Annotated in this window: 20 protein-coding genes; 7 read left to right on the plus strand and 13 right to left on the minus strand. The window is 34.0% G+C overall.

Annotation, left to right across the window (positions count from 1 at the left end; all coding sequences use genetic code 11):
* Nucleotides 1-45 precede the first annotated feature (45 nt).
* The 6 genes from Q0770_RS02910 to panC form a co-directional block, all read right to left on the minus strand.
* Nucleotides 46-459, minus strand: a complete 414-nt coding sequence (locus tag Q0770_RS02910; RefSeq protein ID WP_299113815.1) for a hypothetical protein — start codon at nucleotides 457-459, stop codon at nucleotides 46-48.
* A gap of 78 nt (nucleotides 460-537) precedes the next feature.
* Entirely contained in the window at nucleotides 538-1,899 is a 1,362-nt protein-coding gene (radA, locus tag Q0770_RS02915; protein ID WP_299113817.1) for a DNA repair protein RadA, read from the minus strand.
* The gene (locus Q0770_RS02920; protein ID WP_299113819.1) at nucleotides 1,899-3,047 is read right to left on the minus strand and encodes an alpha/beta hydrolase; all 1,149 of its coding nucleotides are present in this window, start codon (nucleotides 3,045-3,047) and stop codon (nucleotides 1,899-1,901) included. Before Q0770_RS02920 ends, radA begins: the two co-directional genes overlap by 1 nt.
* Before the next feature lie 43 nt (nucleotides 3,048-3,090).
* Nucleotides 3,091-4,050: a lysylphosphatidylglycerol synthase transmembrane domain-containing protein gene (locus Q0770_RS02925; RefSeq protein WP_299113821.1), complete on the minus strand. Its 960-nt coding sequence runs from the start codon at nucleotides 4,048-4,050 to the stop codon at nucleotides 3,091-3,093.
* 5 nt (nucleotides 4,051-4,055) lie between these two features.
* Nucleotides 4,056-4,406 carry an aspartate 1-decarboxylase gene (panD, locus tag Q0770_RS02930; protein ID WP_188373414.1) on the minus strand — a complete coding sequence of 117 codons (351 nt, stop codon included), beginning with the start codon at nucleotides 4,404-4,406 and terminating at the stop codon, nucleotides 4,056-4,058.
* Between the two features lie 13 nt (nucleotides 4,407-4,419).
* Nucleotides 4,420-5,271, minus strand: coding sequence for a pantoate--beta-alanine ligase (gene panC, locus Q0770_RS02935; RefSeq protein ID WP_299113826.1), 852 nt, complete (start codon nucleotides 5,269-5,271; stop codon nucleotides 4,420-4,422).
* Nucleotides 5,272-5,380: 109 nt separating this feature from the next.
* On the opposite strand from panC, the gene Q0770_RS02940 reads away from it, so the two are divergent.
* The 7 genes from Q0770_RS02940 to Q0770_RS02970 all read left to right on the plus strand — a co-directional run bounded on the left by Q0770_RS02940 (nucleotide 5,381) and on the right by Q0770_RS02970 (nucleotide 16,235).
* Nucleotides 5,381-6,190 (plus strand): glycogen/starch synthase, encoded by an 810-nt coding sequence (locus tag Q0770_RS02940; protein ID WP_299113828.1) that lies wholly within the window; start codon nucleotides 5,381-5,383, stop codon nucleotides 6,188-6,190.
* A gap of 12 nt (nucleotides 6,191-6,202) precedes the next feature.
* Complete coding sequence (locus Q0770_RS02945) at nucleotides 6,203-7,897, plus strand: DUF4270 domain-containing protein (RefSeq protein WP_299113830.1); 1,695 nt, start codon at nucleotides 6,203-6,205, stop codon at nucleotides 7,895-7,897.
* A gap of 10 nt (nucleotides 7,898-7,907) precedes the next feature.
* The gene (glmS, locus tag Q0770_RS02950; protein ID WP_299113832.1) at nucleotides 7,908-9,755 is read left to right on the plus strand and encodes a glutamine--fructose-6-phosphate transaminase (isomerizing); all 1,848 of its coding nucleotides are present in this window, start codon (nucleotides 7,908-7,910) and stop codon (nucleotides 9,753-9,755) included.
* A gap of 183 nt (nucleotides 9,756-9,938) precedes the next feature.
* The gene (locus tag Q0770_RS02955) at nucleotides 9,939-12,716 is read left to right on the plus strand and encodes a TonB-dependent receptor domain-containing protein (RefSeq protein ID WP_299113834.1); all 2,778 of its coding nucleotides are present in this window, start codon (nucleotides 9,939-9,941) and stop codon (nucleotides 12,714-12,716) included.
* A 15-nt stretch (nucleotides 12,717-12,731) separates the two neighbouring features.
* On the plus strand, nucleotides 12,732-14,264 hold the full coding sequence (locus tag Q0770_RS02960) for a G-D-S-L family lipolytic protein (RefSeq protein ID WP_299113836.1): 1,533 nt from the start codon (nucleotides 12,732-12,734) through the stop codon (nucleotides 14,262-14,264).
* 169 nt (nucleotides 14,265-14,433) lie between these two features.
* Entirely contained in the window at nucleotides 14,434-15,942 is a 1,509-nt protein-coding gene (gene atpD / locus Q0770_RS02965) for a F0F1 ATP synthase subunit beta (protein WP_299113838.1), read from the plus strand.
* A 17-nt stretch (nucleotides 15,943-15,959) separates the two neighbouring features.
* The gene (locus tag Q0770_RS02970; RefSeq protein ID WP_299113840.1) at nucleotides 15,960-16,235 is read left to right on the plus strand and encodes a F0F1 ATP synthase subunit epsilon; all 276 of its coding nucleotides are present in this window, start codon (nucleotides 15,960-15,962) and stop codon (nucleotides 16,233-16,235) included.
* Between the two features lie 67 nt (nucleotides 16,236-16,302).
* On the opposite strand, the gene Q0770_RS02975 is transcribed toward Q0770_RS02970, so the two are convergent.
* From Q0770_RS02975 to Q0770_RS03005, 7 genes are all read right to left on the minus strand, one after another.
* On the minus strand, nucleotides 16,303-18,003 hold the full coding sequence (locus tag Q0770_RS02975) for a T9SS type A sorting domain-containing protein (RefSeq protein WP_299113843.1): 1,701 nt from the start codon (nucleotides 18,001-18,003) through the stop codon (nucleotides 16,303-16,305).
* Nucleotides 18,004-18,056: 53 nt separating this feature from the next.
* Entirely contained in the window at nucleotides 18,057-18,497 is a 441-nt protein-coding gene (locus Q0770_RS02980) for a LexA family transcriptional regulator (RefSeq protein ID WP_299113845.1), read from the minus strand.
* Nucleotides 18,494-19,750: a Y-family DNA polymerase gene (locus Q0770_RS02985; protein WP_299113847.1), complete on the minus strand. Its 1,257-nt coding sequence runs from the start codon at nucleotides 19,748-19,750 to the stop codon at nucleotides 18,494-18,496. The genes Q0770_RS02980 and Q0770_RS02985 overlap by 4 nt, the downstream gene beginning before the upstream one ends.
* A gap of 79 nt (nucleotides 19,751-19,829) precedes the next feature.
* A complete protein-coding gene (locus Q0770_RS02990) occupies nucleotides 19,830-22,655 on the minus strand; it encodes a T9SS type B sorting domain-containing protein (RefSeq protein WP_299113849.1) in 2,826 nt (941 codons plus the stop codon).
* 93 nt (nucleotides 22,656-22,748) lie between these two features.
* Entirely contained in the window at nucleotides 22,749-22,955 is a 207-nt protein-coding gene (locus Q0770_RS02995) for a helix-turn-helix transcriptional regulator (RefSeq protein WP_299113851.1), read from the minus strand.
* Between the two features lie 3 nt (nucleotides 22,956-22,958).
* The gene (locus Q0770_RS03000; RefSeq protein WP_299113852.1) at nucleotides 22,959-23,483 is read right to left on the minus strand and encodes a DUF2975 domain-containing protein; all 525 of its coding nucleotides are present in this window, start codon (nucleotides 23,481-23,483) and stop codon (nucleotides 22,959-22,961) included.
* Between the two features lie 2 nt (nucleotides 23,484-23,485).
* Nucleotides 23,486-23,995: a DUF2975 domain-containing protein gene (locus tag Q0770_RS03005; RefSeq protein ID WP_299113853.1), complete on the minus strand. Its 510-nt coding sequence runs from the start codon at nucleotides 23,993-23,995 to the stop codon at nucleotides 23,486-23,488.
* Nucleotides 23,996-23,998 lie beyond the last annotated feature (3 nt).

The following is a 23,998-nucleotide window of genomic DNA, read 5'->3' on the forward strand; positions in this document are numbered from 1 at the left end:
CTCCAAACATCTGGAGGTTTTGTTTACAATTAAGTTAAAAACTGTTTATCCTCCATTAAGAGGACTATCTGGGTCACAATTGTTAGGGCATGGTTTAGAAAAATCAAAAGCGCCACTACCGTTTAAATCAGACTTACTAAAAGGTGCATTTTTTTCGCCTTCTACCATATCACGATCAACACCATTACTATCTTTCATTGTCCCCACCATAATTAAAGTTTGCCCATTAGCTTCAGTTTGCTTTGGATTTACGGCTAGGTAAGCACGTATACTTGAACTCTCCACATTTTGTAATGTAATTACACCTTTAGCCTCTTGTAGAACTTTCATTTCTTTAAGAATATCTACAATAGTCTCACAACTAATTAAAAATGCTTTAGCGTCACCAGATTTCATATTATCCTGATAATTTTTGGTCCAGTTTTTAGCGTCTTCAATTGAGATTAATGCTTTGCTCATTATAATTTAGTTTTTAGGGATTAATAGTTAAAAATACAGAATTTATTTACAAAATGATTAGAATAGAGATTCAAAAAATTAAGCTAAAAAATCAACTAAATCTTCAATCTTAGAAATTAATTGAACTTTAATCTTGGTGTCCTTTAGACTAATCTTATTGTATTTAGACACAAATATGGTAGAAAAACCTAATTTTTCGGCTTCTAAAATGCGCTGCTCTACACGTTGTACAGGTCTAATCTCACCAGACAAACCAACCTCAGCAGCAAAACAATAATCGCTTTGTAATGCCTCATCTTCATTAGAGGATAATATAGCAGCAACGACTGCTAAATCTATCGCAGGGTCATCTACGGTAATACCTCCTGTAATATTTAAAAACACATCTTTAGCTCCTAAACGGAAACCTGCACGCTTTTCTAAAACAGCTAAAAGCATATTTAGGCGCTTAGCATTAAAGCCTGTAGCGGATCGCTGAGGCGTTCCATAAACTGCTGTACTAACTAACGCTTGAACCTCTATCATTAAAGGACGCATACCTTCTAAAGTTGCCGCTATGGCATTGCCTGATAATTCACCATCTTTTTCTGAAATAAGAATCTCTGAAGGATTACTTACTTCGCGTAAGCCAGAACCTTGCATTTCATATATGCCAAGCTCATTCGTAGAACCAAATCGATTTTTATTAGCTCTTAAAATTCTAAAAACATGATTGCGGTCGCCTTCAAATTGTAAAACCGTATCGACCATATGTTCCAAAATTTTTGGCCCAGCAATATTCCCATCTTTTGTAATATGCCCAATTAATAATACAGGTGTTGCTGTTTCTTTGGCAAATTTTATGAGCTCAGTAGTACATTCTTTAATTTGAGAGGTACTACCAGCTGAAGATTCTATATAATCGCTATGTAGCGTCTGAATAGAATCGACAATAACAATATCTGGTTCTAAAGCTTCAACTTGCTTAAATATGTTCTGAGTTTTTGTTTCGGTTAGGATATAACAATTCTCACTATTAGGCTGAATACGCTCAGCACGCATTTTTATTTGCTTTTGGCTTTCCTCTCCAGAAACATAAAGTGTTTTATAGGGTAATTTTAAAGCTATTTGAAGTAATAAAGTACTCTTACCTATTCCGGGTTCTCCACCAAGAAGTGTTAATGACCCAGAAACCATACCACCTCCAAGAACACGATTAAACTCCTCATCCTGCATGTTCATTCTTGCATCTTGAGCTCCGTCAATCTCTTTAATTTTTAATGGTTTTGACACTCGTTTTGAAGATGATGAAGATGGTGATTTCCAATCACTCTTTTCAGGTTTTTGGATGACCTCTTCTATAATGGTATTCCATTGTTTACATGCAGTACATTGCCCTTGCCATTTGCTATATTGATTACCGCAATTTTGACAGAAAAATGAAGTTTTTACTTTTGCCATTAATACCCAAAATCTGCTTTAATTTGCTCCGCTTTTTCAAGCATCAAATCTTTTGTAATCCCGCCAATTTCTTCAAGAATATATGCAGATTGAAAGGTCTTCATTGCTTTTTTAGATTCTCCAATATTCTCGAGATATAAGCCTTTATAATAACTAGGTAATACAGTATCAGGATAGTTCTTTTTAGCCAATTTTGAAAGATCCTCGTAATACTCCCATTTTTGTTTCTTTTTTATAGCTGCTGCTACAGCCTTAAAATCATTAATAAGGATTTGTTTTTCGATACCGAACATGTTTTTTATTTCTTCGTACTTCTGCTCTAAATATTCTACTGGTGAGCCTTCAAGTTTTAAGATAGATTCTTTGTACTCTTTTTTGCTAATAGGTTGAAAAATAAAGAAAATAGACTCCAATGCTTTAGGTATGGCATGTGCTGGCATGGCATAATGCGTTGGACCATCAAACTCCTTAAAAGTGTATAATACATTATCATTATCTAATCCTTTAAGTGTGTTATTTAAAGATGCTGAGGCTTCCATTATATGCTTTACATCTGCATTTGAAACTGCCAAATAATAAAAAATCTTTTTCTCTATTGATGTTAACCTTTCTCCCAAATATTGTTCCATATCCATGGCCAAATCTGGACTTATGGTCACATAAGCATTAAAAACAGGATTTTGTCTTATGAGATAATAATTAATAAAGTTTGCTGTTTCACCATGTCCTACTGCTACTCTAAAAGTTTCGGTTTTATAATTATCCTCAATAAAAGGAATGAGCTCTTTGCCTACAAACTCAAAAAAATCGGCTCCACTTTCAACTGGCAATGAATTCTGTTCCGAATAGATTAAATCATCTTCTCTCGATTCTATTTGGTTAATACCAACAACTATAGATTCTGGAATATCTTCCCAATAGGCATAATAATCTACATTACCAGCTACAGCTTCAAAAAGATAGTCACCGTCAAAGACATAAATAACAGGATAAGCTTTATCGTCTTCGTCCGAATAGCCTCTTGGTAATAATATTTTTAATTCTCGGTCTTCACCTAAAATACTAGAAGAAATCGTTTTGTATTTGGCTTGAGAAAATCCAATAAATCCTACAAATAGGACTATAAAAGTAGCCTTTAGCTTAGTCATGGTTAATCATGGTTTGGTTGCCAAGGCAAGGTAAAAAATATTTCTATACTTCTTTAATCTTACGATTATAGATTGGTAAGTAAATTAGTGAGAGACCTCCAAAAATTATGATTATAAAAGTTTGAGACGCCCACATAATCCACCCAAAAGCATAGCTTGGGTCTTTAGCAATACCAAATATTGAAAAAGCGGCAAAAACAGCAACAGGGAAAGATCCAATTCCTCCATTAGTTGCAGCAATACTAAAACTTGCAGAAATAAAGCCTATAAGAACTGCTGCAAACGGTATGCTTCTTGTCTCTTCTATTGAAAAAGAGGTAAAATAAAACATGAGCACATACATTCCCCAAATAAAAAGCGTATGAAAAATAAATGCCCATTTTTTCTTCATTTTAAAAATACTTAAAGCACCTTCAATTGCTCCATTAATAAAGTTTTTAATCTTTATTGCCCATTTGGATTTACTGTTTTTTATAATTCTAAAACCTATTATAAAAATCAATAGAAAAACACCGGAAGCAATAGCTATTTTAACTGGGTCAAATCTTTCTGTTAAGAACGCATAAATAAACTCGAACTGTAAAAAAAGTGTGATGACTATAATGCCCAAAAACACAATCATATCAGCTATACGTTCTGCTACAATTGTTCCAAAACCTTTTTCAAAAGGTACACCTTCATAATTTGTAAGGATAGAAACCCTAGCAATTTCACCAGCTCTTGGAATAGTATAATTAATAAGATATGTTGCAAAAACAGCCATTATACTATTACCTAACTTAATATCATAACCCAAAGGTTCTAATTGAAACCGCCATCTATATGCTCTTGACAAATGACTTAAAAGTCCTAAAATTGCTCCAAAAATTATCCAGGTTTTATCAGCAGATTTCCAATAGTCTATAATTTTTGAAAGCGGAACATCTGTTAATGCGTACCAAACTAAAGCCACACCTAGTAAAAGTGGTAGAACTATTTTTAATACGGAAACAGATTTACTCAAAAGAGTTATTTTAATAAGTTGGTGGCTTCATCAGGGAATACTAATGAAGGTTTAAAAACTTTAGCATCTTCAATATCCATAAAAGCATACGTAATAAGTATCAACACATCTCCTGGAGAAACCAGTCTAGCGGCAGCCCCGTTTAATGTTATTTCGCCACTGTTACGCGGACCAGGAATTGCATATGTTTCCAGACGTGCGCCATTGTTATTATTAACAATTTGCACTTTCTCACCTTGGATAATATTAGCCGCGTCCATTAGGTCTTCGTCAATGGTAATACTGCCAATGTAATTAAGGTCTGCACCTGTAACTTTTACACGATGAATTTTAGATTTTACAACTTGAATTTGCATGAGGCAAAGGTAATTAATTTAGGGCGATATTATCTATAAGTCTTATATCGTCTGCATATACTGCAATAAATGCCCTATATACTTTTTTTGTTGATTTTCGTTTTACTGGTTTTAGGGTTTTTACATCTGCAATTAAAAAATATTCTAGCTCTAAAAACTCTTGGTTTGCAAACTGTTTAGTAACCCATTCCGTAACTGCTTTAGCACTTTTTGTGCCAAACTTTGTTTTGGCAGTTTTAAGCGTTTTATAGATAAATGGAGCTACAACTCTATACTCGGGTTTTAATCTCTCATTACGAGAACTCATTGCTAAACCATCAGCTGCCCTAAAGATTGGACAGCCTATAATTTCTGCGGGTATTTTATGAAGCTCAACCATTTTTTTGACAATCTGTAACTGCTGAAAATCTTTTTGTCCAAAATAAGCTTTATTAGGTTTTACGATTTCTAATAATCGTTTTACAATTGTACCAACACCGTCAAAATGTCCTGGTCTAAATGCACCTTCCATTTCATGCTCCAACCCATCAAAAGTAAAGCTTTCGGAAGTTATATTGTTATCATATATATCTTCTACACTTGGATTGTAAACAAAGATTTTAGAATCGGAAACAGTCTCTAATAATTTAACATCTCTATCTAATGTTCTTGGGTATTTTTCTAGATCTTCAGCATTATTAAACTGGGTTGGATTAACAAAAATACTTACGACTACAAAGTCATTATCGGAGAGTCCAAAATTTACTAAAGACAAATGCCCTTCATGTAATGCGCCCATAGTTGGCACAAAACCAATAGTGGCTTTACTTCTCCTTAAACTCTGAAGGTGAGATGATAAGTCTGTTTTATTATGAAATATTTTCAATTCTGTAACATAAGTTTAACGCGTGCAAACTTAAGATTTTACTAGCAATTGGCATAAATTTTTGTAATTTTGCATGTTTTTTACTTTTAATTTCTAAATCAATCGGTATATGAAAGATAAACGAATATTGTATGTGTCCTCGGAAGTAGTTCCGTATTTACCTGAAACCGAAATTTCTTCAATGTCATTTGAAGCACCTCGAATGGTGAATAAACAAGGTGGACAGATACGAATATTTATGCCGCGATTTGGAAATATTAATGAACGTAGACATCAACTCCATGAAGTTATTAGATTATCGGGTATTAATCTTGTGATTAATGACTTGGATATGCCTCTAATAATTAAAGTAGCTTCTATTCCTAAAGAACGCATTCAGGTTTACTTTATAGATAATGAAGAATATTTTAAACGTAAAGCCACATTAACAGATGAAGACGGTAAGCTTTTCCCAGATAATGATGAGCGCGCTATTTTCTTTGCTAAAGGGGTTATCGAAACTGTTAAAAAACTAAACTGGGCTCCAGATATTATTCATGTTAATGGTTGGTTGGCATCATTATTGCCACTTTATCTTAAAGAATTTTATAAAACTGAGCCATTATTTACTGAAAGTAAAATTGTTACCTCTGTATACAATCAAAACTTTGATGGTACGTTAGATAAAGACATGAAAAAGAAAGTGAGTTTTGATGGCCTTGATGAAGAAGCTATACAAGCATTAAGTGAACCTAACTACATTAATTTAATGAAGATTGCTATTGATAATTCTGACGCCGTAATCAAAGGTTCTCAAGAGTTACCAAATGAATTGGATAGTTATATTGATGAGTTAAATAAACCGACTTTAGGTTATCACTCTCCAGAAGAATTTGCTGAACCGTATTCAGAATTTTACACAAACAGTGTACTACAATAGTTAAAAATACTTATGAGATTACACAAGAAAAGCTTAAGAAATATATTAGTTCTTGGATTTATAACCGGATTATTTATTGCCTGTGATGAAGATTTCACTACAATAGATTCTGATATTATTAATGAAGAAACTGCTACAAACTTTAACACCACCTCTGAAAAGTTTGATGTCATTAGTTATACTGATAGACTCAACCCAGTACAGACAAGTGGCTTGGGGTTAAATATGTTAGGAGTTTTCAATGACCCAACTTATGGTCAAACTGTGGCAAGTGTTGTAACACAAGTAAATACAGGTTTAGTAAACCCAACTTTTGGGGATAATGTAGTGTTAGATTCTGTTGTATTAACCATCCCAATTTTTAGCAGAAGTATTGGTCTAACAGAAGATAATGGCATTGAATATGAAATTGACTCAGTACTTCCTAGAGGAGACAGTTATAACCCAATAAAGTTGAGTATCTATGAAAATAGTTATTTCTTAAGAGACTTTGACCCAAACGGAGACTTTGACATAAGTCAATCTTATTTCTCTAATAAATCTGCATCAGCTACTGAGCCAATAGGTGCATCAGATTTAGAATTTACACTTATAGATGAGATAGAAATTTTAGATATTAGTAACAAAGAAGTTATCTTAACTGATGGGGATGAGACAGAAGCAACAATTACGCAAAGGCTCTCTCCAAGAATTAGAATTGCATGGGACAAAAACGTAACTGAAGATGATGATGTAATTAATTATTGGACTCAAAAAATCCTTGATCAAGAAGGAGAGACTACACTAAGCAACTCTAATAACTTTAATGATTATTTTAGAGGTCTATATTTTAAGGCTGAAGCAATAAATGATAATGGCTCTTTAATGCTTCTTAATCTATCCCAACAAGATGCAAATGTTACATTGTTTTACTCATTTGATTCTCCTACTGTAACTGGAGAGCGAGATCAATCAACATATACCTTAACATTTAGTCCAACACGAGCTAATTTTTTTGAAAACAACTATATTTTACCATTCGATGATGGAGATGAAGTACAAGGAGATAGCAGATTATATCTTAAAGGAGGTGAAGGTGCATTAGCCTCAATTAGCTTATTTAATGGCGAAAATTCTGATGACGATAACACTACGGATAACACTTTTGAAGCTTTCAGAAAACAATTCGTCAATCTAGATGATGATGGAAATTTTGTATCATCAAGAAGATTAATTAATGAAGCTAATCTTGTCTTTTACGTGGATCAAGACTTAGTTGAAGGAGAAGAGCCAGAAAGATTATACCTATATAACAAAACTAACGGTGGCCCTCTATTAGATTATTTTGAAGACAGTCAGAACAATACATTGCCCTCTTTATCAATACCCAATCATTTAGGAACTTTAATTAGAGATGAAGACACAGGCCAAGGCCGTTACAAAATGAAAATCACTTCTCATATTAATAATCTATTATTAAACAATACAGATAATGTTGAATTAGGACTTGCTGTTTCTGGAAATGTAAATCTTGAAGCTACTGTCCCACAATATAGAGTACAGGCAACAGGTAATGAGACAGAAACACTACCTGTAAGTAGTGTTATCACTCCCAGAGGCACAGTATTACACGGTAATAATAATGAAGACTCAAACATAGATAAACGTTTATTTCTTGAAATCTACTATACCTGTTTAGAAACCGATATAGATTGCCCAAACAACTAACAAATAACTTATGTGTGGAATTGTAGGATATATAGGCCATAGAGAAGCATACCCAATTATTCTTAAAGGTTTACAAAGATTAGAATATAGAGGTTATGATAGTGCCGGAATAGCACTTTATGATGGTAATAATATTAAGCTTTCTAAAACCAAAGGTAAAGTTGCCGATTTAAAAGAACGACTAGAAAATGAAATCCCTACAACTGGAAATTTAGGTATTGGACATACGCGTTGGGCTACACATGGTGTTCCCAATGATGTTAATTCTCACCCACACTATTCAAACTCTGGAGATTTAGTAATTATACACAATGGCATCATAGAAAATTATGAAGCTATCAAGACTGAATTAATCAAACGTGGTTACACTTTTAATTCAGATACTGATACTGAGGTATTAATAAACTTAATTGAAGAAGTTAAGAAAAAGCAAGGTGTAAAGCTTGGAAAAGCAGTACAGATTGCACTTAACGAAGTTGTAGGCGCCTATGCCATTGCTGTTTTTGACAAAAACAAACCTAACGAAATTGTTGTAGCAAAACTAGGAAGTCCTCTTGCCATAGGTGTTGGTGATGAAGAATTCTTTATAGCTAGTGACGCTTCCCCTTTTATAGAATTTACAAAGAATGCCATTTATTTAGAAGATGAAGAAATGGCAGTTGTAAGGTTAGGTAAAAAGATTAAAATCCGAAAAATAAAAGATGATTCTTTAGTTAATCCTCTAATGCAAGAACTAAAATTTAATTTAGAACAAATTGAAAAAGGTGGTTACGAGCATTTTATGTTAAAAGAAATATACGAACAACCACATGCCATAAAAGATACTTATAGAGGACGGCTACTTGCTAAAGATGGTATTATAAGAATGGCTGGTGTCGAGAATCATAAAGAGAAGTTTCTCAATGCTAATCGCATAATTATAGTTGCCTGTGGCACATCATGGCACGCTGGTTTAGTTGCAGAATATATATTTGAAGACCTAGCCAGAATTCCTGTAGAAGTCGAATATGCTTCAGAATTTAGATACAGAAACCCTGTAATAACAGATCAAGATGTTGTTATAGCCATCTCCCAATCAGGAGAAACAGCAGACACTCTAGCTGCTATCAAATTAGCCAAAGAACATGGGGCATTTGTCTTTGGAGTATGTAATGTAGTGGGCTCTAGTATTGCAAGAGAAACCGATGCAGGCGCATACACACATGCTGGACCAGAAATTGGTGTAGCCTCAACAAAAGCATTTACGACTCAGATTACTGTTCTTACTTTAATTGCTTTAAAATTGGCTAAAGAGAAAGGAGCTATTTCTAATTCTGATTTTCATTATCACCTTGAGCAGTTAGAGTTAATACCAGATAAAGTTGCTAAAGCACTTGAGTCAGATAAACATATTAAAGCAGTTGCTGAAACATATAAAGATGCTTCAAACTGTCTTTACCTAGGGCGTGGATATAATTTCCCGGTAGCCTTAGAAGGTGCCTTAAAGCTGAAAGAAATATCTTATATTCATGCTGAAGGATACCCTGCTGCTGAGATGAAACATGGTCCTATTGCTCTAATTGATGAGCAAATGCCAGTTTTTGTTATAGCTACTAAAAAAGGGCATTACGAAAAGGTAGTCAGTAACATTCAAGAAATAAAATCTAGAAAAGGTAAAATCATTGCTATTGTAACAGAAGGTGATGTAGATGTGAAGAAACTTGCTGACCATACAATCGAAGTTCCAGAGACTTTAGAGTCACTAAGCCCGCTTTTAACTACAATACCTTTACAACTTTTATCATATCATATTGCAGTAATGCTAAATAAAAATGTTGATCAACCTCGAAATTTAGCAAAATCAGTAACTGTAGAGTAAAATAAAATCATAAATTAAATTTTAAAATCCATAAAAAAAGCTCAAGTTTTTATGGATTTTTTGATTTTTAAGGTCTTTAATTACCGAAAAGTGCTATGCATGCATAATTTTTTAGAAATTTCTTATCAAGTTTTCATATATTTAGTTAAATTGGTCAACTAATAAATTAACTAATTCTTACACATGAAGACAACCCTAAAGTTTTTTGTAATGCTTTTTTCTGTGATTTCGTTTGCACAAACCACAGTTAAAGGAAAAATTACGGACAATACAGGTCAACCTTTACCTGGTGCCAACGTTATAATAGAAGGAACAACTACTGGAACAAGTTCTGATTTTGATGGCAATTACATCTTAACCACAGATCAAGCGCCACCATTCAAAATTGTAATTTCTTATACTGGTTTTGAAACTCAAACCCTAGAAGTTACAGCAAATGACCAAACAGTCGATGTACAATTAAAAGAAGGGAATGAACTTGATGAAGTGGTTATCTCCGCATCTAGAACACCTGAACGTATTTTTGAATCTCCTGTAACGGTAGAACGTTTTGGACTAAAAGAAATAAAAAATACACCTTCAGTTGACTTCTACGATGGACTAGAAAACCTTAAAGGGGTTGACATCAATACAAATAGCTTAACGTTTAAATCAATTAACACTAGAGGTTTTGCAACATTTGCAAACACCCGCTTTATGCAGTTAGTTGATGGTATGGACAACTCCGCACCAGCACTTAATTTCCCTTTAGGTAACCTTTTAGGGATGACTGAAACGGATGTAAATAGTGTTGAACTTTTACCCGGAGCTGCTTCTGCACTTTATGGTGCAAATGCATTTAATGGTATACTATTTATGAGAAGTAAAAGTCCATTTGATAACCAAGGTATAAGCGGATATATCAAACGTGGTGTTACTTCACAAGAAGCTGCAGGAGATAATGATTATACAGATTTAGGTATACGTATGGCCTATAAGTTTAGCGACAAATTTGCTGCTAAAGTTAATTTCGGATATTTAAAAGGAACCGATTGGGCTGCTACAAGTGTGGAAGATAAATTGAACCGTGGACTTACAAGAGCAGATACAGATTACGATGGTATTAATGTGTATGGAGATGAAGTAAGTACTAATATTTTCACTGCTTCAGGGAATTTACCTTTAGTCCCTGATGTTGAAGTAAGTAGAACTGGATATGACGAAAGAGATTTAACAAACTATAATGCCGAAAGTATTAAAGCAGATTGGGGATTATATTTCCGCCCTTGGGGAGATGATTTCGAAATTCAGTATGTTGGTAAGGTAGGTTCTGGTAACACAATCTATCAAGGTGCTAACCGCTACAACATCAAAAATTTCTTCTTACAACAACACAAAATAGAAATTAGAAACGATAATTTCTTTGTCAGAGGTTATGTCACAGAAGATAAGGCTGGAGATTCTTACGATATGGTATTCACAGGAATCAATATCAATAGAGCATGGAAATCAGATACGCAATGGTTCGGTGACTATATTAACAACTACGTATTGGCTACTTTAGGAGGGGCTACTGATACACAAGCGCATTCTGCTGCAAGACAAGCTGCAGACACAGGGCGTTTTCTGCCAGGTACTCCTGAATTTCAAAATGCTTTTGATGCAAGCATCAATGATCCTGATTTAACTACAGGTTCTAAATTCCAAGATAATTCAAAGATATATCATGCAGATGCTAACTATAACTTTAGTCACCTTTGGGATGTTGCAGAAGTTCAAGTTGGTGCTTCATACAGAAGATATCGTTTAAATTCCTTTGGAACAATTTATACAGATACTGATGGCCCTATTAACTACTCAGAAGTTGGTGTATATACTCAAATTCAAAAATCATTAGAATTGTCTGATAATGTAGAGATGAAACTTACTGGTTCTTTAAGATATGATAAGTCAGAGCTTTTTGACGGGTTCTTCTCTCCAAGATTGTCTGCTGGTTTTACTGTTAATGAAAACCATAACTTCAGAGCCTCTTTCCAAACTGGTTTCAGAAACCCTACAACTCAAGATTTATATATTGGTTTAGACGTAGGTCGTGCCATATTAATTGGTGGTGCTGCTGATAATCCTGCAAGAGATATTAGAAACTATGGATTAAGCCCAACAGGATCGGCTCTATTAGGAGGTCAAACAAGTATTGATTTTGATGGAACTGGAGCCTATAACAATTCATTCTTTGCTAGTTCTGTAGTAGATGGATTTGCTGTTACTGGTAATCCTGCGGACTTAGAAATTGCAAATTCTAACCTTGCTCAACCAGAGCAGGTAAGTTCTTTTGAAGTCGGTTATCGTGGTAAAGTAAAAGGTTTTGTTATTGATGCCTCTGCTTATTACAATGCATACAAAGACTTTTTAGCTAACGAAACAGTAATTGCACCATTCTATGGAGATGTACAATTAACACAAAATATTCCTGGTACATCTACACCATTGGCAGTTGCAGCAATTGCAAATGGAGATTTCGAAGCATATCAGACATATACTAATTCTGATGCTGACGTAAACTCTTATGGTGCTGCTATACAAGTTTCGACAAAAATATTTGATGGATTTGACATTAGTGCTAATTATACATATGCTAAGTTAGACTTTGATGTAAATGCAAATCCTGATTTTAGAACTAACTTTAATACACCTGAACATAAGGTAAAAGTTAACTTTGGAAAAACTGAATTATTCAAAAACTTTGGATTTAATGTAGCTTGGAGATGGAGTGATAATTACTTCTGGGAAGCTTCATTTGGAGATGGAGAGATTCCTGCATTTAATGTTTTAGATGCACAGATTAATTACAGAATCCCAAGTCTTAAGTCTACTTTCAAATTAGGAGCAACAAACTTATTACAAGACGAATACTTTACAGCTTTCGGTACTGGATTTATTGGTTCACAATATTACCTGTCTTGGACAATCAATAATCTATAACAATTACAAATTATTATGAAAAAAATTAAATATATAGCATTATCACTTTTCGCTTTAGGTTTTATCGCCTGTGAAAATGATACATTAGAAGACCTTAGAGATAGAGTAAACCAAGACACTGAAGATTTACCTGAATTAAGTGCAGGTACTGCTGACTTTTCAAATTTTGTATCTATTGGAGCATCATTTACTGCAGGTTTTACAGATAATGGTTTATTTATTGCTTCCCAAGAAAATTCGTTTCCTAATATCATGGCAACTCAATTTGCAAAAATTGGTGGTGGTACATTCACACAACCAATGATGAGTGATAATTTTGGAGGGTTAATTCTCGCAGGTAATCCTGTTTTAAATCCTGCAAATGGAGAAAGATTATTTGCAGAACGTTTAGTGTTTGGAGGTGCAGGACCAGTTCCGCTTCAAAGTATTAATCCTGCTGCAATGTCTACAACAGATTTTGCTTTAAATAACCCTACAGGACCTTTTAGCAATTTAGGAGTGCCAGGAGCAAAGAGTTTTCATATGATAGCACCTGGATATGGTAATTTAGCTAATTTCCCTGCCGCTGCAAACCCTTATGCTATTAGGTTAACAGGAGCTACACCTAATGCTTCAATGTTAGATTTAGCAGTTGCTCAAAACCCAACATTTTTTACGCTTTCTGAAGTTGGAGGAAATGATGTTTTAGGTTTTGCAACATCTGGAGGTGATGGAAGCAATCCAATTACTGACACAGCTACATTTGATTTTGCATTGAACGCTTTAGTTTCTGGTTTAACAGCTAATGGTTCTAAAGGCGCCATCGGTAATTTACCAGATATTACAAGTTTATCGTTTTTCACAACAGTTGCACACAATCCTGTTCCATTAGACGCAGCAACAGCTGGATTTTTAAATAGTGCTCAAGCTTATGGTGCATATAATGCAGGTATCGTTCAGGCTTATGCTTTTTTAGTAGCAACTACGCCATTAACACAAGCAGAAGCTGATGCTGAAATAGCTCAGAGAACAATAACATTTGCAGCTGGTGAAGGAAATGCTGTTGTAATAGTTGACGAAGATTTAAGAGACTTAACTGGTATAAACATTCAGCTTCAAAATTTAAGACAAGCAACATCAGATGATTTAGTATTACTAACTGCTGGTAGTTTAATCCCTCAAGGCGGAGGAACTGCTACGCCACTTTCTGATACTTTTGTATTGACTCCTCAAGAACAACAAGAAATTGCAACAGCTACAGATGCTTACAATGCTAGTATATCTGCGGCTGCAAATGCAAACGGTTTAGCTTTAGTTGACTTAAACTCAATTTTAGAAGAAGCTGCTACTGTAGGTGTACAATTTGATCAGTTTAATTTAAATACTGATTTAGTATTTGGTGGTCTAGTAAGTTTAGATGGCGTTCACTTAACAGGGAGAGGTTATGCCCTAATGGCAAATGCTTTCCTTGAAGCTATAGATGCAACTTATGGCTCTAATTTTGTTGCATCAGGTAATGTAGCTAAAGGAGGTGATTTCCCTACCAACTACTCGCCTTTATTACAGTAAAACAATTTTAAAATAAATACTTAAAGCGCGTTCTAATAGAACGCGCTTTTTTTATCTAAAAAAGCTTCGTAAAAAAGTCTTTGTTTTTTAAATAAAACTATATCTTTGCAGCGCGAAAAACGAGCTGTTTTTCATATTTAAATTATTGCAAAACAAAAACATATAAGTAATGTCAAAAGTTACAGGTAAAGTTGCACAAATCGTAGGTCCAGTTATCGATGTAGAATTCGCTGCTGGTTCAGAACTTCCAAAGATTTATGATTCGTTAGAAATTAATAACCAAGATGGTTCAAAATTAGTATTAGAGGTACAATCTCACATTGGTGAAGATACTGTACGTACTATTGCTATGGATTCTTCTGATGGTTTAAGTAGAGGAACAGAAGTTCACGCAACTGGTGCTCCAATCCAAATGCCAATTGGAGAAGATGTTTACGGACGTCTTTTTAATGTAATTGGTGATGCTATTGATGGATTAGGTGATTTACCTAAAGCTGGTGAAGCTGGTTTACCTATTCACAGACAAGCGCCTAAGTTTGAAGAATTATCAACATCTACAGAAGTTTTATTTACAGGTATTAAAGTAATTGACCTTATTGAGCCTTATGCAAAAGGTGGTAAGATTGGATTATTTGGTGGTGCTGGTGTAGGTAAAACAGTACTAATCCAAGAGTTGATTAACAATATTGCAAAAGGACATGGTGGACTTTCTGTATTCGCAGGAGTAGGTGAAAGAACACGTGAAGGAAACGATTTACTTCGTGAGATGTTAGAGTCAGGAATTATCAAATACGGTGACGACTTTATGCACTCTATGGAAGAAGGTGGATGGGATCTTCAAAAAGTAGACAAGTCTGCTATGAAAGATTCTAAAGCAACTTTCGTTTTTGGTCAGATGAATGAGCCTCCTGGAGCACGTGCTCGTGTTGCCTTATCTGGTTTAACTATTGCTGAATATTTCCGTGATGGTGCTGGAGACGGACAAGGAAAAGATGTATTATTCTTCGTAGATAACATTTTCCGTTTTACACAAGCTGGTTCTGAGGTATCTGCATTATTAGGTCGTATGCCATCTGCCGTAGGTTACCAACCAACATTAGCAACTGAGATGGGTGCCATGCAAGAGCGTATTACTTCCACAAAGAAAGGTTCTATTACATCTGTACAAGCAGTATATGTACCTGCAGATGATTTAACGGATCCTGCACCTGCAACAACATTTGCCCACTTAGATGCAACAACGGTATTATCTCGTAAAATTGCAGAGCTTGGTATTTATCCTGCAGTAGATCCATTAGATTCTACATCAAGAATCTTAACTGCAGATATTTTAGGTGACGAGCATTACGATTGTGCTCAACGTGTAAAAGAGTTATTGCAACGTTATAAAGAATTACAAGATATTATTGCTATCCTTGGTATGGAGGAGTTATCTGAAGAAGATAAAATGGCTGTAGGTAGAGCAAGACGTGTACAACGTTTCTTATCGCAACCTTTCCACGTAGCTGAACAGTTTACAGGTATTCCAGGTGTATTAGTAGATATTAAAGAAACAATTAAAGGCTTTAACATGATTATGGATGGTGAATTAGATCACTTACCAGAAGCTGCGTTTAACCTTAAAGGTTCTATCGAAGAAGCTATCGAAGCTGGAGAGAAAATGTTAGCTGAAGCTTAATCTAAAACTCTAAAACTATGTATTTAGAAATTGTATCACCAGAAGCTACATTATTTAGTGGTGAAGTAACAAGCGTTGCTGTTCCGGGTGTTAATGGAGAGTTTGAAATGTTAACAAATCACGCTCCTATTGTATCTATCCTTAAAGCAGGAAATGTAACCATTAATGGAGATGTTGCTCTTGAAGAAGAAGTCGAAAAGAGATTTACAAAACAAGATGGGAAAACTTTATTAGCTATCAATTCTGGTACTATAGAAATGAAAGATAATAAGCTTATAATTTTGGCTGATTAAGTCATAGTATTTTCAATCTAGTATAAATATATTCTAAAAAACACATCTTTCGATGTGTTTTTTTATGCTATAATTTTATAATCTTAAAAGATTGTGCTTTATCAAATTTGCTTTCAGCAGTAAGTAAATATACTCCTGAAGTTAAATCTGAAACATCAATTTCATTGTCATATTTACTCTTTGTTTCCAATTTAATTAAGCTTCCAGATAGATTATAAATACTTAATTTAAAAATCTCTTGACTTTTAAAATTAATCTTTAGCCTATTTTTTACTGGGTTAGAAAACGTTAATAAATCCTCTTCATTAGAAGTTGTGCTCAAACTTTGTGGTATTGAAAAATCGACAATTACCGGCAAATGATCTGAAGCAGTACTTGTATCTGAAATCAATAAATTATATTCAGAAAGTCTACTCATAGACATAACTTCTGTTTGTAGAGTATAAGATTTTTCTGCTTGTAAAACAGCATCCGAAAAAATCATATAATCTAATTTACCCGGAGGAAAAGCAGAAAAATCATTTCGCCAAGTATAGTTCATGGGAATATCACTTTGTAAAACATTTTCATCCTTCATATCACTATCATCCCAATCTAAAGGGGCTCCATTCCCATAAGTAGCTGTGTCTTGTATATCTCCTGTAACAAGCGTAGTTAATTGCTGTGATAATCCAACTAAATTTAAATCTCCTGAATAAACTATTGGAGTATCTTCTAATAAAGTTATAATACCTCCAGAAGTTTTAGCATCTAATATAAAAGCTGCATACTCATCTACTTGACGTTGTCTTGCTTCATCATTACCACAACATGTTAAGTGTGCATTGGTAAATAATAAGTCTGTTTGGTAACTAGAAGGCAAGTCAATAAGCACAGGAAACTGCCTTTCTAAATCCCATTGCTGTGTAATTTCCCATCTAGAAACAGTAACTTCTCCTCCATGCTTCTCAACATACCAGCCATTAGGGTTTCCTAAAGGAAGCCAAGTATCAAACAATGATTTTATGTAGCTTTCTGAGGTTCCACTACTCTCCACAAAACCTACTATATCTGGATTAATAGCATTTAAAATGCGCTCATATTCATCTAATTTGTCATTATCCAATAAACCATTTAACTTAGTATTATAACCCATTATTCTAATATAACTAGAGTTAGACTTGGATAAATCTATTGGCACGTACGGACTTGTAGGGTTACTACTAAAAGTATAGGTGTAAATATTATTTAGATTAGGTAACCAATCAAAATTATCTACATTTCTAAATAATATTTTTACTTGATTTATAGGAAATAATGCATTTACCCCATCAGGAATTGCGTCTCTCCGTATTGCTATTTCAAACTCATCTGATGTTACTGTTGGCGCAGAACGAAATGTAATGTCAGAAAAAAAAATATTTGGACTAGAAGTACCATTAAAATTATTATATAAAATACGATCAGCTAAATCTATTCCTAACTCTGCTCCAAAATCGTCTCGTACTGCAAAGCCAGTAGAAACATCTAAGTCTGTGTCCAAATACAAGAATAGGTCATGTAAAATAGGTGTGCCTCCTGTTAAATCAAACTCGCTATTTGCCTTTATTCTTAAATAAAGAAAATTGTCATCGTTTGTTACTTGAAATTCTAGCAAATCTATTCCATTAATACTCTCTGCCGTATCTGTATAAGTCTGTAAATCTGATGTCCAATCATCAAAAACACCGTCTATAAATATGGTTTTCGATTGAGAAAAAGAGGTTTTAAAACTAATCAATAAAATCATTGAGCACAAAAATGTAATACTTCTCATTTTAAAATTACTATAATTTAATCGTGTTATAACTTCTTAATGACATTGGTAACAATTCCCCAAATAACAAAGTTATTATCTGATGTTATTTTTATAATAGGATAATCCGGATTTTCTGGCTGAAGCCAAACTTCATCTTTAGAGACCCTCAAACGTTTTACGGTAAACTCTCCATCTAAAAAGCAAACGGCTATCTTATTATTTTCTGGCTCTAAACTACGGTCAATCACCAATAAATCATTATCGTCTAAGCCTGCGCCAATCATAGATTGTCCAGAAACTCTAGCATAGAATGTAGCCTCCTTATTTTTTACCAGCTCTTCATCCAAAGATAAACGCTGCTCCTTAAAATCATCCGCTGGTGATGGGAAACCTGCTGAAATCCCTGTGTCAAAAAAATTAGCTCCAGCATCTTCCTTTGATTCTGGAATAAAGAATGTTAAGTTATCGGATTTTTGTACTATCATTTTACAGTAATAATATCATTAATATTTGTTGTATATCTTGGGGAGAGTCGTTCTTGACGCATTTTCCAAGTGCGTTCTAAATCTTGATTTCCTATTTTAATTTTATCTCCTTTATACTTTCTGTTTATTGTATCTATAGCAGACATTAAGGGTTTATGTTTAGGGTCTTCTTTACTAAACATATCTAACTGATAGTTGTCTGTAGGGACTAAACCTGTAACAATAACTCCTGCTCTTTTATATTTAATGCCAGGTTTGTGAATCGATTCTACCGCATTAACAGCCCCTCTACTAATTAATAATGAAGAATCCGTAGGATACGGAAAACTCACTATTGTACTTGCACGATGTTGCTCTTCTCCTTTCTTATGTCTATTACTGCTTAAAGTTACAATAATCATATGGCAACTAGAACCCTGCTTACGCAATTTTTCTGCACAACTTGCTGCAAAAGTAGAAACACGTTCTTTAATATAATTAATATCATCGTAAGTGTAATCAAAGCTTCTAGTTGTTGCAATGGCACGTTTACGAGTAGGCTCTTCTAGCTTTATTTTAGAAATACCTTCTAAATCTTTTTTTAATTTCCATTCTGTTATAGAAAATGTTTTACGGACCCATTCATCATTAAGTTGCGTAAAATCATATGCTGTTTTACATCCTTTGGCTTTTAATCGTTTTTGTAACCCTCGACCTATGCCCCAAACATCTTCTAATTTTATCCATTTTAAGGCTTTAATCCGACTTTCTTCAGAATCTATAACATAACTTCCTTTTGTTTTTTTAGGAAATTTTCTAGCAATCTTATTAGCAACTTTGCTCAATGCTTTTGTTGGTGCTATACCTACACAAGTAGGAATACCTGTCCATTTTAATATACGCTGTCTTATTTGCATGCCATAATTTTCAAAATCATAATTTTCAAAACCTTTGAATTGAAGGAAAGCCTCATCTATACTATATACTTCAACATCTGGCGTAAATTGTTCAAGTATTTTCATTACACGGCTACTCATATCTCCATACAATGGATAGTTAGATGATAACACGCTTATGTTATTTGCTTTGCAAAAACCTTCCCACTTAAAGATTGGTGCTCCAAATGGTAAGTTTATCGCTTTGGCTTCATCACTCATAGAAATAACACAACCATCATTATTACTAAGAATAGCAACTGGTTTTCCTTCTAAATTAGGATTAAAGACACGCTCGCAAGAAGTATAAAAGTTATTACAGTCTACTAAAGCATACATAGACTATAAAGATACAAAGTCTACTTTGTTTTTTAAGCTACGAATTGGCTTAAACTAGACTAAAATCTGTCTAATTATTTTAGCGTTTCAATGTAAAATGTGAAGAGAATGTTCTTGAGCTACCATCATTACCTAAATAATCTACTCTAAACCAATAATCACTGGTAGGCATTAGTGCACCATTATAAGTTCCATTCCAACCGGTTGCTATAGGGCTTATGGTTTTTAATAATTTACCAAACCTATCGAATATATATATTCGAGCAGCTACTTGATTATTTAGGCATTCGATATTCCATGAGTCATTAAACCCATCTCCGTTAGGTGTGAAAAATTTTGGATAGTCTAAAACACGAAATATTTCTATAGCATCTATACTACAATTATTGATTTGACGTACTCTAATGACATGTTCATCACAACCTCTAATATTTGAAAACGTGTTTTGAGTCGTCCAAATACCGTTGTCTAATTGATACTCATACATCCCATCACCTCCAGTTGCAGTAGCAACTACAATTTGATTATCACTAAATGGTTCAGAAATTAATTCAATAGAAAGTTCTAATTCGTTTACTGGTAAAACCTCTATTTCTTTCTCAATTACCGAAGCACACTGATTTGGGTCTGGGGTAAAAATATACTCTGTAGTTATTTGATTATTTACTGACTCTGACCAGTTTCCTGTAATTCCCTCGTTAGAGACATTAGGCAAAACCAAATCTGTATCTCCTTGACAAATAAAATCTGGTAAACTAAACGATGGGATTACAGGTTGAAGCACCTCAATTATTAACGAGCTGCTAGCAACACAACCTTGACCAGTATCTGGAGTAAAGGTATACTCTGTGGTATTTTGATTGTCTAATGCTGGCGACCATACGCCGTTAATTCCATTATTTGAAACAAGTGGTAATTCTTGTAAAAACTCGCCTGGGCAAATAGGATTGACAAAGTCAAATTCTGGAATACTATTAGAAATAACCATAATTGTCAAATCTGCATTATTAGCACATTCACCTGCATTTGGCGTAAATGTATAAGTAGTGGTCGCCGTATTATTTAAAGCAGGAGACCACGTCCCAGTAATTCCATTGTTAGAGGTTGTTGGTAATGGCGCTAATATATCCCCTTCACAAACAGGATTAATTGCATCAAAAATTGGTAATACAGGTATATCCACTACGACATCTAGTGTAGTGATGATAGCGCATTCTCCAGTATTTGGCGTAAAAGTATACGTAGTTGTACTCATATTATTTAGAGCTGGCGACCATGTTCCCGTAATTCCATTATTAGAAGTTGTTGGTAATGGTGCTAAAGCTTCACCTTCGCAAATAGAATTAACCGCATTGAAAACTGGTAATACAGGTGCATTAACTATAATGTCTAATGTAGTAGATATTGCGCACTCACCTATGTTTGGTGTAAAAGTATACGTGGTTGTAGTAGTATTATTTAAAGCTGGAGACCATATTCCTGTAATTCCGTCATTAGAAGTCGTTGGTAATGGTGCTAAAGTTTCACCTTCACAAATGGGCATCACAGCATCAAAACTGGGAGTAACAGGTACTATAACATCAATTTGTAGCGTGGCTGTATCCACACAGCCTTGCCCAGTGTCTGGCGTAAACGAATATATTGTCGTCGCCATATTGTTAAGAGCTGGCGACCATGTTCCTGTAATTCCATTGTTAGAAGTCGTTGGCAATGGAGCAAGTGTTTCTCCCTGACAAATGGCAGCTACAGGATTAAATGTAGGCAATGTAAGAGGAATGACAACAATGTCTGTAGTAATAGAATTTGCGCAATCAATATTTGGTGTAAATATATAGGTAGTAGTTTGCGTATTATTTAAAGCTGGAGACCATGTTCCTGTTATACCCTCAAGAGAAGTAGTTGGTAATGATGTTAATGAGCCTCCTTCACAAATTTGAGAAACAACATTAAAAGTAGGTGTCTGGTTTGGTAAAACCGTTAGTGTAAAATCATCCACTGTTGTATCTCCGCAAACATCACCAATTGTTACTGTATATGTTGTGGTACTATTTGGAGAAAATGATGGGTTTGCAATATTAGGATTACTCACGCCGCTTGTTGGTGACCAAGAATAGGTAACACCACTTGGAATAGTAGCATCTACTTGAACATCATCATTTTCGCAAATGGTTTCATCTTGAAGCTGTAAGTTATCTATAAATGAAATACTGTTAAAACAAACTTGATGTAAATTAGACAAACCACCTGTTGAGCCAACAAAACCAAAGAATACACTATCATCACCAGAAAAAATTACATTCTTAATATCTAAAGCCAGGGTTAGCCTTAATTCGCAATCAAAAAATACGCTTAGTATTTCGGTAGTAGCATTCCACTCAATTTTTATTTCATGTGTATTACCATCTTCAATATTCTGAGATGTAAGGCTTGCCTGTATAGGGCCTGCTAAATTTGCACTTGGATTGTTGTGAAAAGGGTTGCCGTCTCTTTGGATAGCGATATGATCAAATATTGGATCTGCTAAGAGACCTTCAGAGGGAATATTATTCTGATAGGTGTCAAATTCTATAATTAATGATTCTGTTATACCTTCATATCCAAGACCTCCACCAACTCCTCCGATAGTAGGTGTTGGATTTCTTTTAAATACTAAAGCCATACCATCAGCTCCATTAGCATCTTTACTACCAAAATTATTTTGATAGTTTATAGTGAAGTCTTGGTCAAAATCTATGGCATTATCATACCAGACTCCACCAGCTTGACTTAGCAAATCTTGAGTAATAATATAGCAATTACCTCCTTGGTCAATGGCATTGCCGATAACTGTTGCATTTAATTGAGCATAGCTTTTTGAGAGAGAAATAGTAAGTACTACTAAGATTACATATTTTATCTTTTTCACTCATTTTAATTTAGTTTATGAAGATATTAAACTATACATCTATATACAATAGAATTGTCCCATTGTATAGTTTTTGTATAGTTAAAAAAGAACCTAATCTTCTATATACTCTAAAACATCACTTGGTTGACAATCTAGAGCTTTACAAATAGCTTCTAGTGTGGAGAAACGAATAGCCTTAGCCTTTCCTGATTTTAATATGGAAAGGTTAGCCGTAGTAATGCTTATAATCTCTGCAAGTTCTTTGCTCTTCATACCTCGTCTAACTAACATGACGTCTAAATTTACTTTTATAGCCATAGCCTATATGGTTAGTTCGTTATCCTCTTCTACTTCTTTTCCTCTTTTAAATATTTCAGCTAAAATGAAGAATGCTAAACCTACAGGAATTAAAAACGTAAACTCTGATTTTAATTCATCAAAGAAATCAAAAGTAGCATTACCAATTAATGCTAATAAAAACCGAAGTATTAAAACATTTAAGGTGTACCAAATAAAAATATTCCCAATCTTATTAAAGTATTTAATATTCTTATCACTAAAATAGTTTCCCGCCTCAATTTCTTTTAAAATAGATAAGAAATAGCTAAAGCCATAAATAAGATAGCCTCTCCAAAAGAACAGACCTGCACTAATAGCATAATAACTCCATTCTATAGCATTCTTTGAGGTAAACCAGTTTTCACTTTTGTTTGCAGTTTTAGCCCAATTTTGAAATTTTTCAAACTGATTAAAGTCAAACTCGCGCATGTCATTTAAAAGCACTGAAACTGCACCTAATAATAATCCATAGGTTATAACAGTTAATATGGTTGTATTGTCTTTCATAATTATATGGTTAAATCGTTTTCTTCTTTTATAGTCTTAGTGTCTCTAAGAACAGTGCTCATTAACATTAAAAACAATCCTATGCCTATTAGAAATAAATAGACCAATGTTTTTTCACTAAAACCAATTGAAAATTGAAAATTGAAAAACACATTGCTTATCCCATTAATACACCATGCAGAAACTCCTGTAATAACCATAAATTTTCCAGAAGTGGATAGTGTTTTTATAAGCTCATTATTATAAAAATCTTTTTTTAAAAACAATTTTATAGCCTTTCTCATATCCCAAAGTGCCTTAATAAAAATAGCGTAAACCCCAAGCCTTAAGATTGTATAAACATAAAGCATAGCTTCGGTTTTAAAATTGATTACATCTACTCTTAAATCAACAAAATCCTGTTTTATACCAAAGAGAAGTGCTACGAAAAAGAAAATCCCCAAACCAATAGCGATTAGTAGAAGGAAAATAATAACATTTAATATCGAATAAAGTGTTTTTGCAGAGCTCATAAT

The sequence above is a fragment of the uncultured Winogradskyella sp. genome, from assembly GCF_947501905.1.
In the GTDB taxonomy this organism is placed as follows: domain Bacteria; phylum Bacteroidota; class Bacteroidia; order Flavobacteriales; family Flavobacteriaceae; genus Winogradskyella.

What these genes read in the sequence shown, in the direction of transcription:
- Q0770_RS02985 (WP_299113847.1), bottom strand. Translation starts at nt 19,750, where the DNA reads ATGTATGCTTTAGTAGACTGTAATAACTTTTATACTTCTTGCGAGCGT.
- Q0770_RS02920 (WP_299113819.1), bottom strand. Translation starts at nt 3,047, where the DNA reads ATGACTAAGCTAAAGGCTACTTTTATAGTCCTATTTGTAGGATTTATT.
- Q0770_RS02945 (WP_299113830.1), top strand. Translation starts at nt 6,203, where the DNA reads ATGAGATTACACAAGAAAAGCTTAAGAAATATATTAGTTCTTGGATTT.
- Q0770_RS02940 (WP_299113828.1), top strand. Translation starts at nt 5,381, where the DNA reads ATGAAAGATAAACGAATATTGTATGTGTCCTCGGAAGTAGTTCCGTAT.
- Q0770_RS02970 (WP_299113840.1), top strand. Translation starts at nt 15,960, where the DNA reads ATGTATTTAGAAATTGTATCACCAGAAGCTACATTATTTAGTGGTGAA.
- glmS (WP_299113832.1), top strand. Translation starts at nt 7,908, where the DNA reads ATGTGTGGAATTGTAGGATATATAGGCCATAGAGAAGCATACCCAATT.
- atpD (WP_299113838.1), top strand. Translation starts at nt 14,434, where the DNA reads ATGTCAAAAGTTACAGGTAAAGTTGCACAAATCGTAGGTCCAGTTATC.
- Q0770_RS02975 (WP_299113843.1), bottom strand. Translation starts at nt 18,003, where the DNA reads ATGATTTTATTGATTAGTTTTAAAACCTCTTTTTCTCAATCGAAAACC.
- panD (WP_188373414.1), bottom strand. Translation starts at nt 4,406, where the DNA reads ATGCAAATTCAAGTTGTAAAATCTAAAATTCATCGTGTAAAAGTTACA.
- Q0770_RS02995 (WP_299113851.1), bottom strand. Translation starts at nt 22,955, where the DNA reads ATGGCTATAAAAGTAAATTTAGACGTCATGTTAGTTAGACGAGGTATG.
- Q0770_RS02980 (WP_299113845.1), bottom strand. Translation starts at nt 18,497, where the DNA reads ATGATAGTACAAAAATCCGATAACTTAACATTCTTTATTCCAGAATCA.
- radA (WP_299113817.1), bottom strand. Translation starts at nt 1,899, where the DNA reads ATGGCAAAAGTAAAAACTTCATTTTTCTGTCAAAATTGCGGTAATCAA.
- Q0770_RS03005 (WP_299113853.1), bottom strand. Translation starts at nt 23,995, where the DNA reads ATGAGCTCTGCAAAAACACTTTATTCGATATTAAATGTTATTATTTTC.
- Q0770_RS02955 (WP_299113834.1), top strand. Translation starts at nt 9,939, where the DNA reads ATGAAGACAACCCTAAAGTTTTTTGTAATGCTTTTTTCTGTGATTTCG.
- Q0770_RS03000 (WP_299113852.1), bottom strand. Translation starts at nt 23,483, where the DNA reads ATGAAAGACAATACAACCATATTAACTGTTATAACCTATGGATTATTA.
- Q0770_RS02910 (WP_299113815.1), bottom strand. Translation starts at nt 459, where the DNA reads ATGAGCAAAGCATTAATCTCAATTGAAGACGCTAAAAACTGGACCAAA.
- Q0770_RS02960 (WP_299113836.1), top strand. Translation starts at nt 12,732, where the DNA reads ATGAAAAAAATTAAATATATAGCATTATCACTTTTCGCTTTAGGTTTT.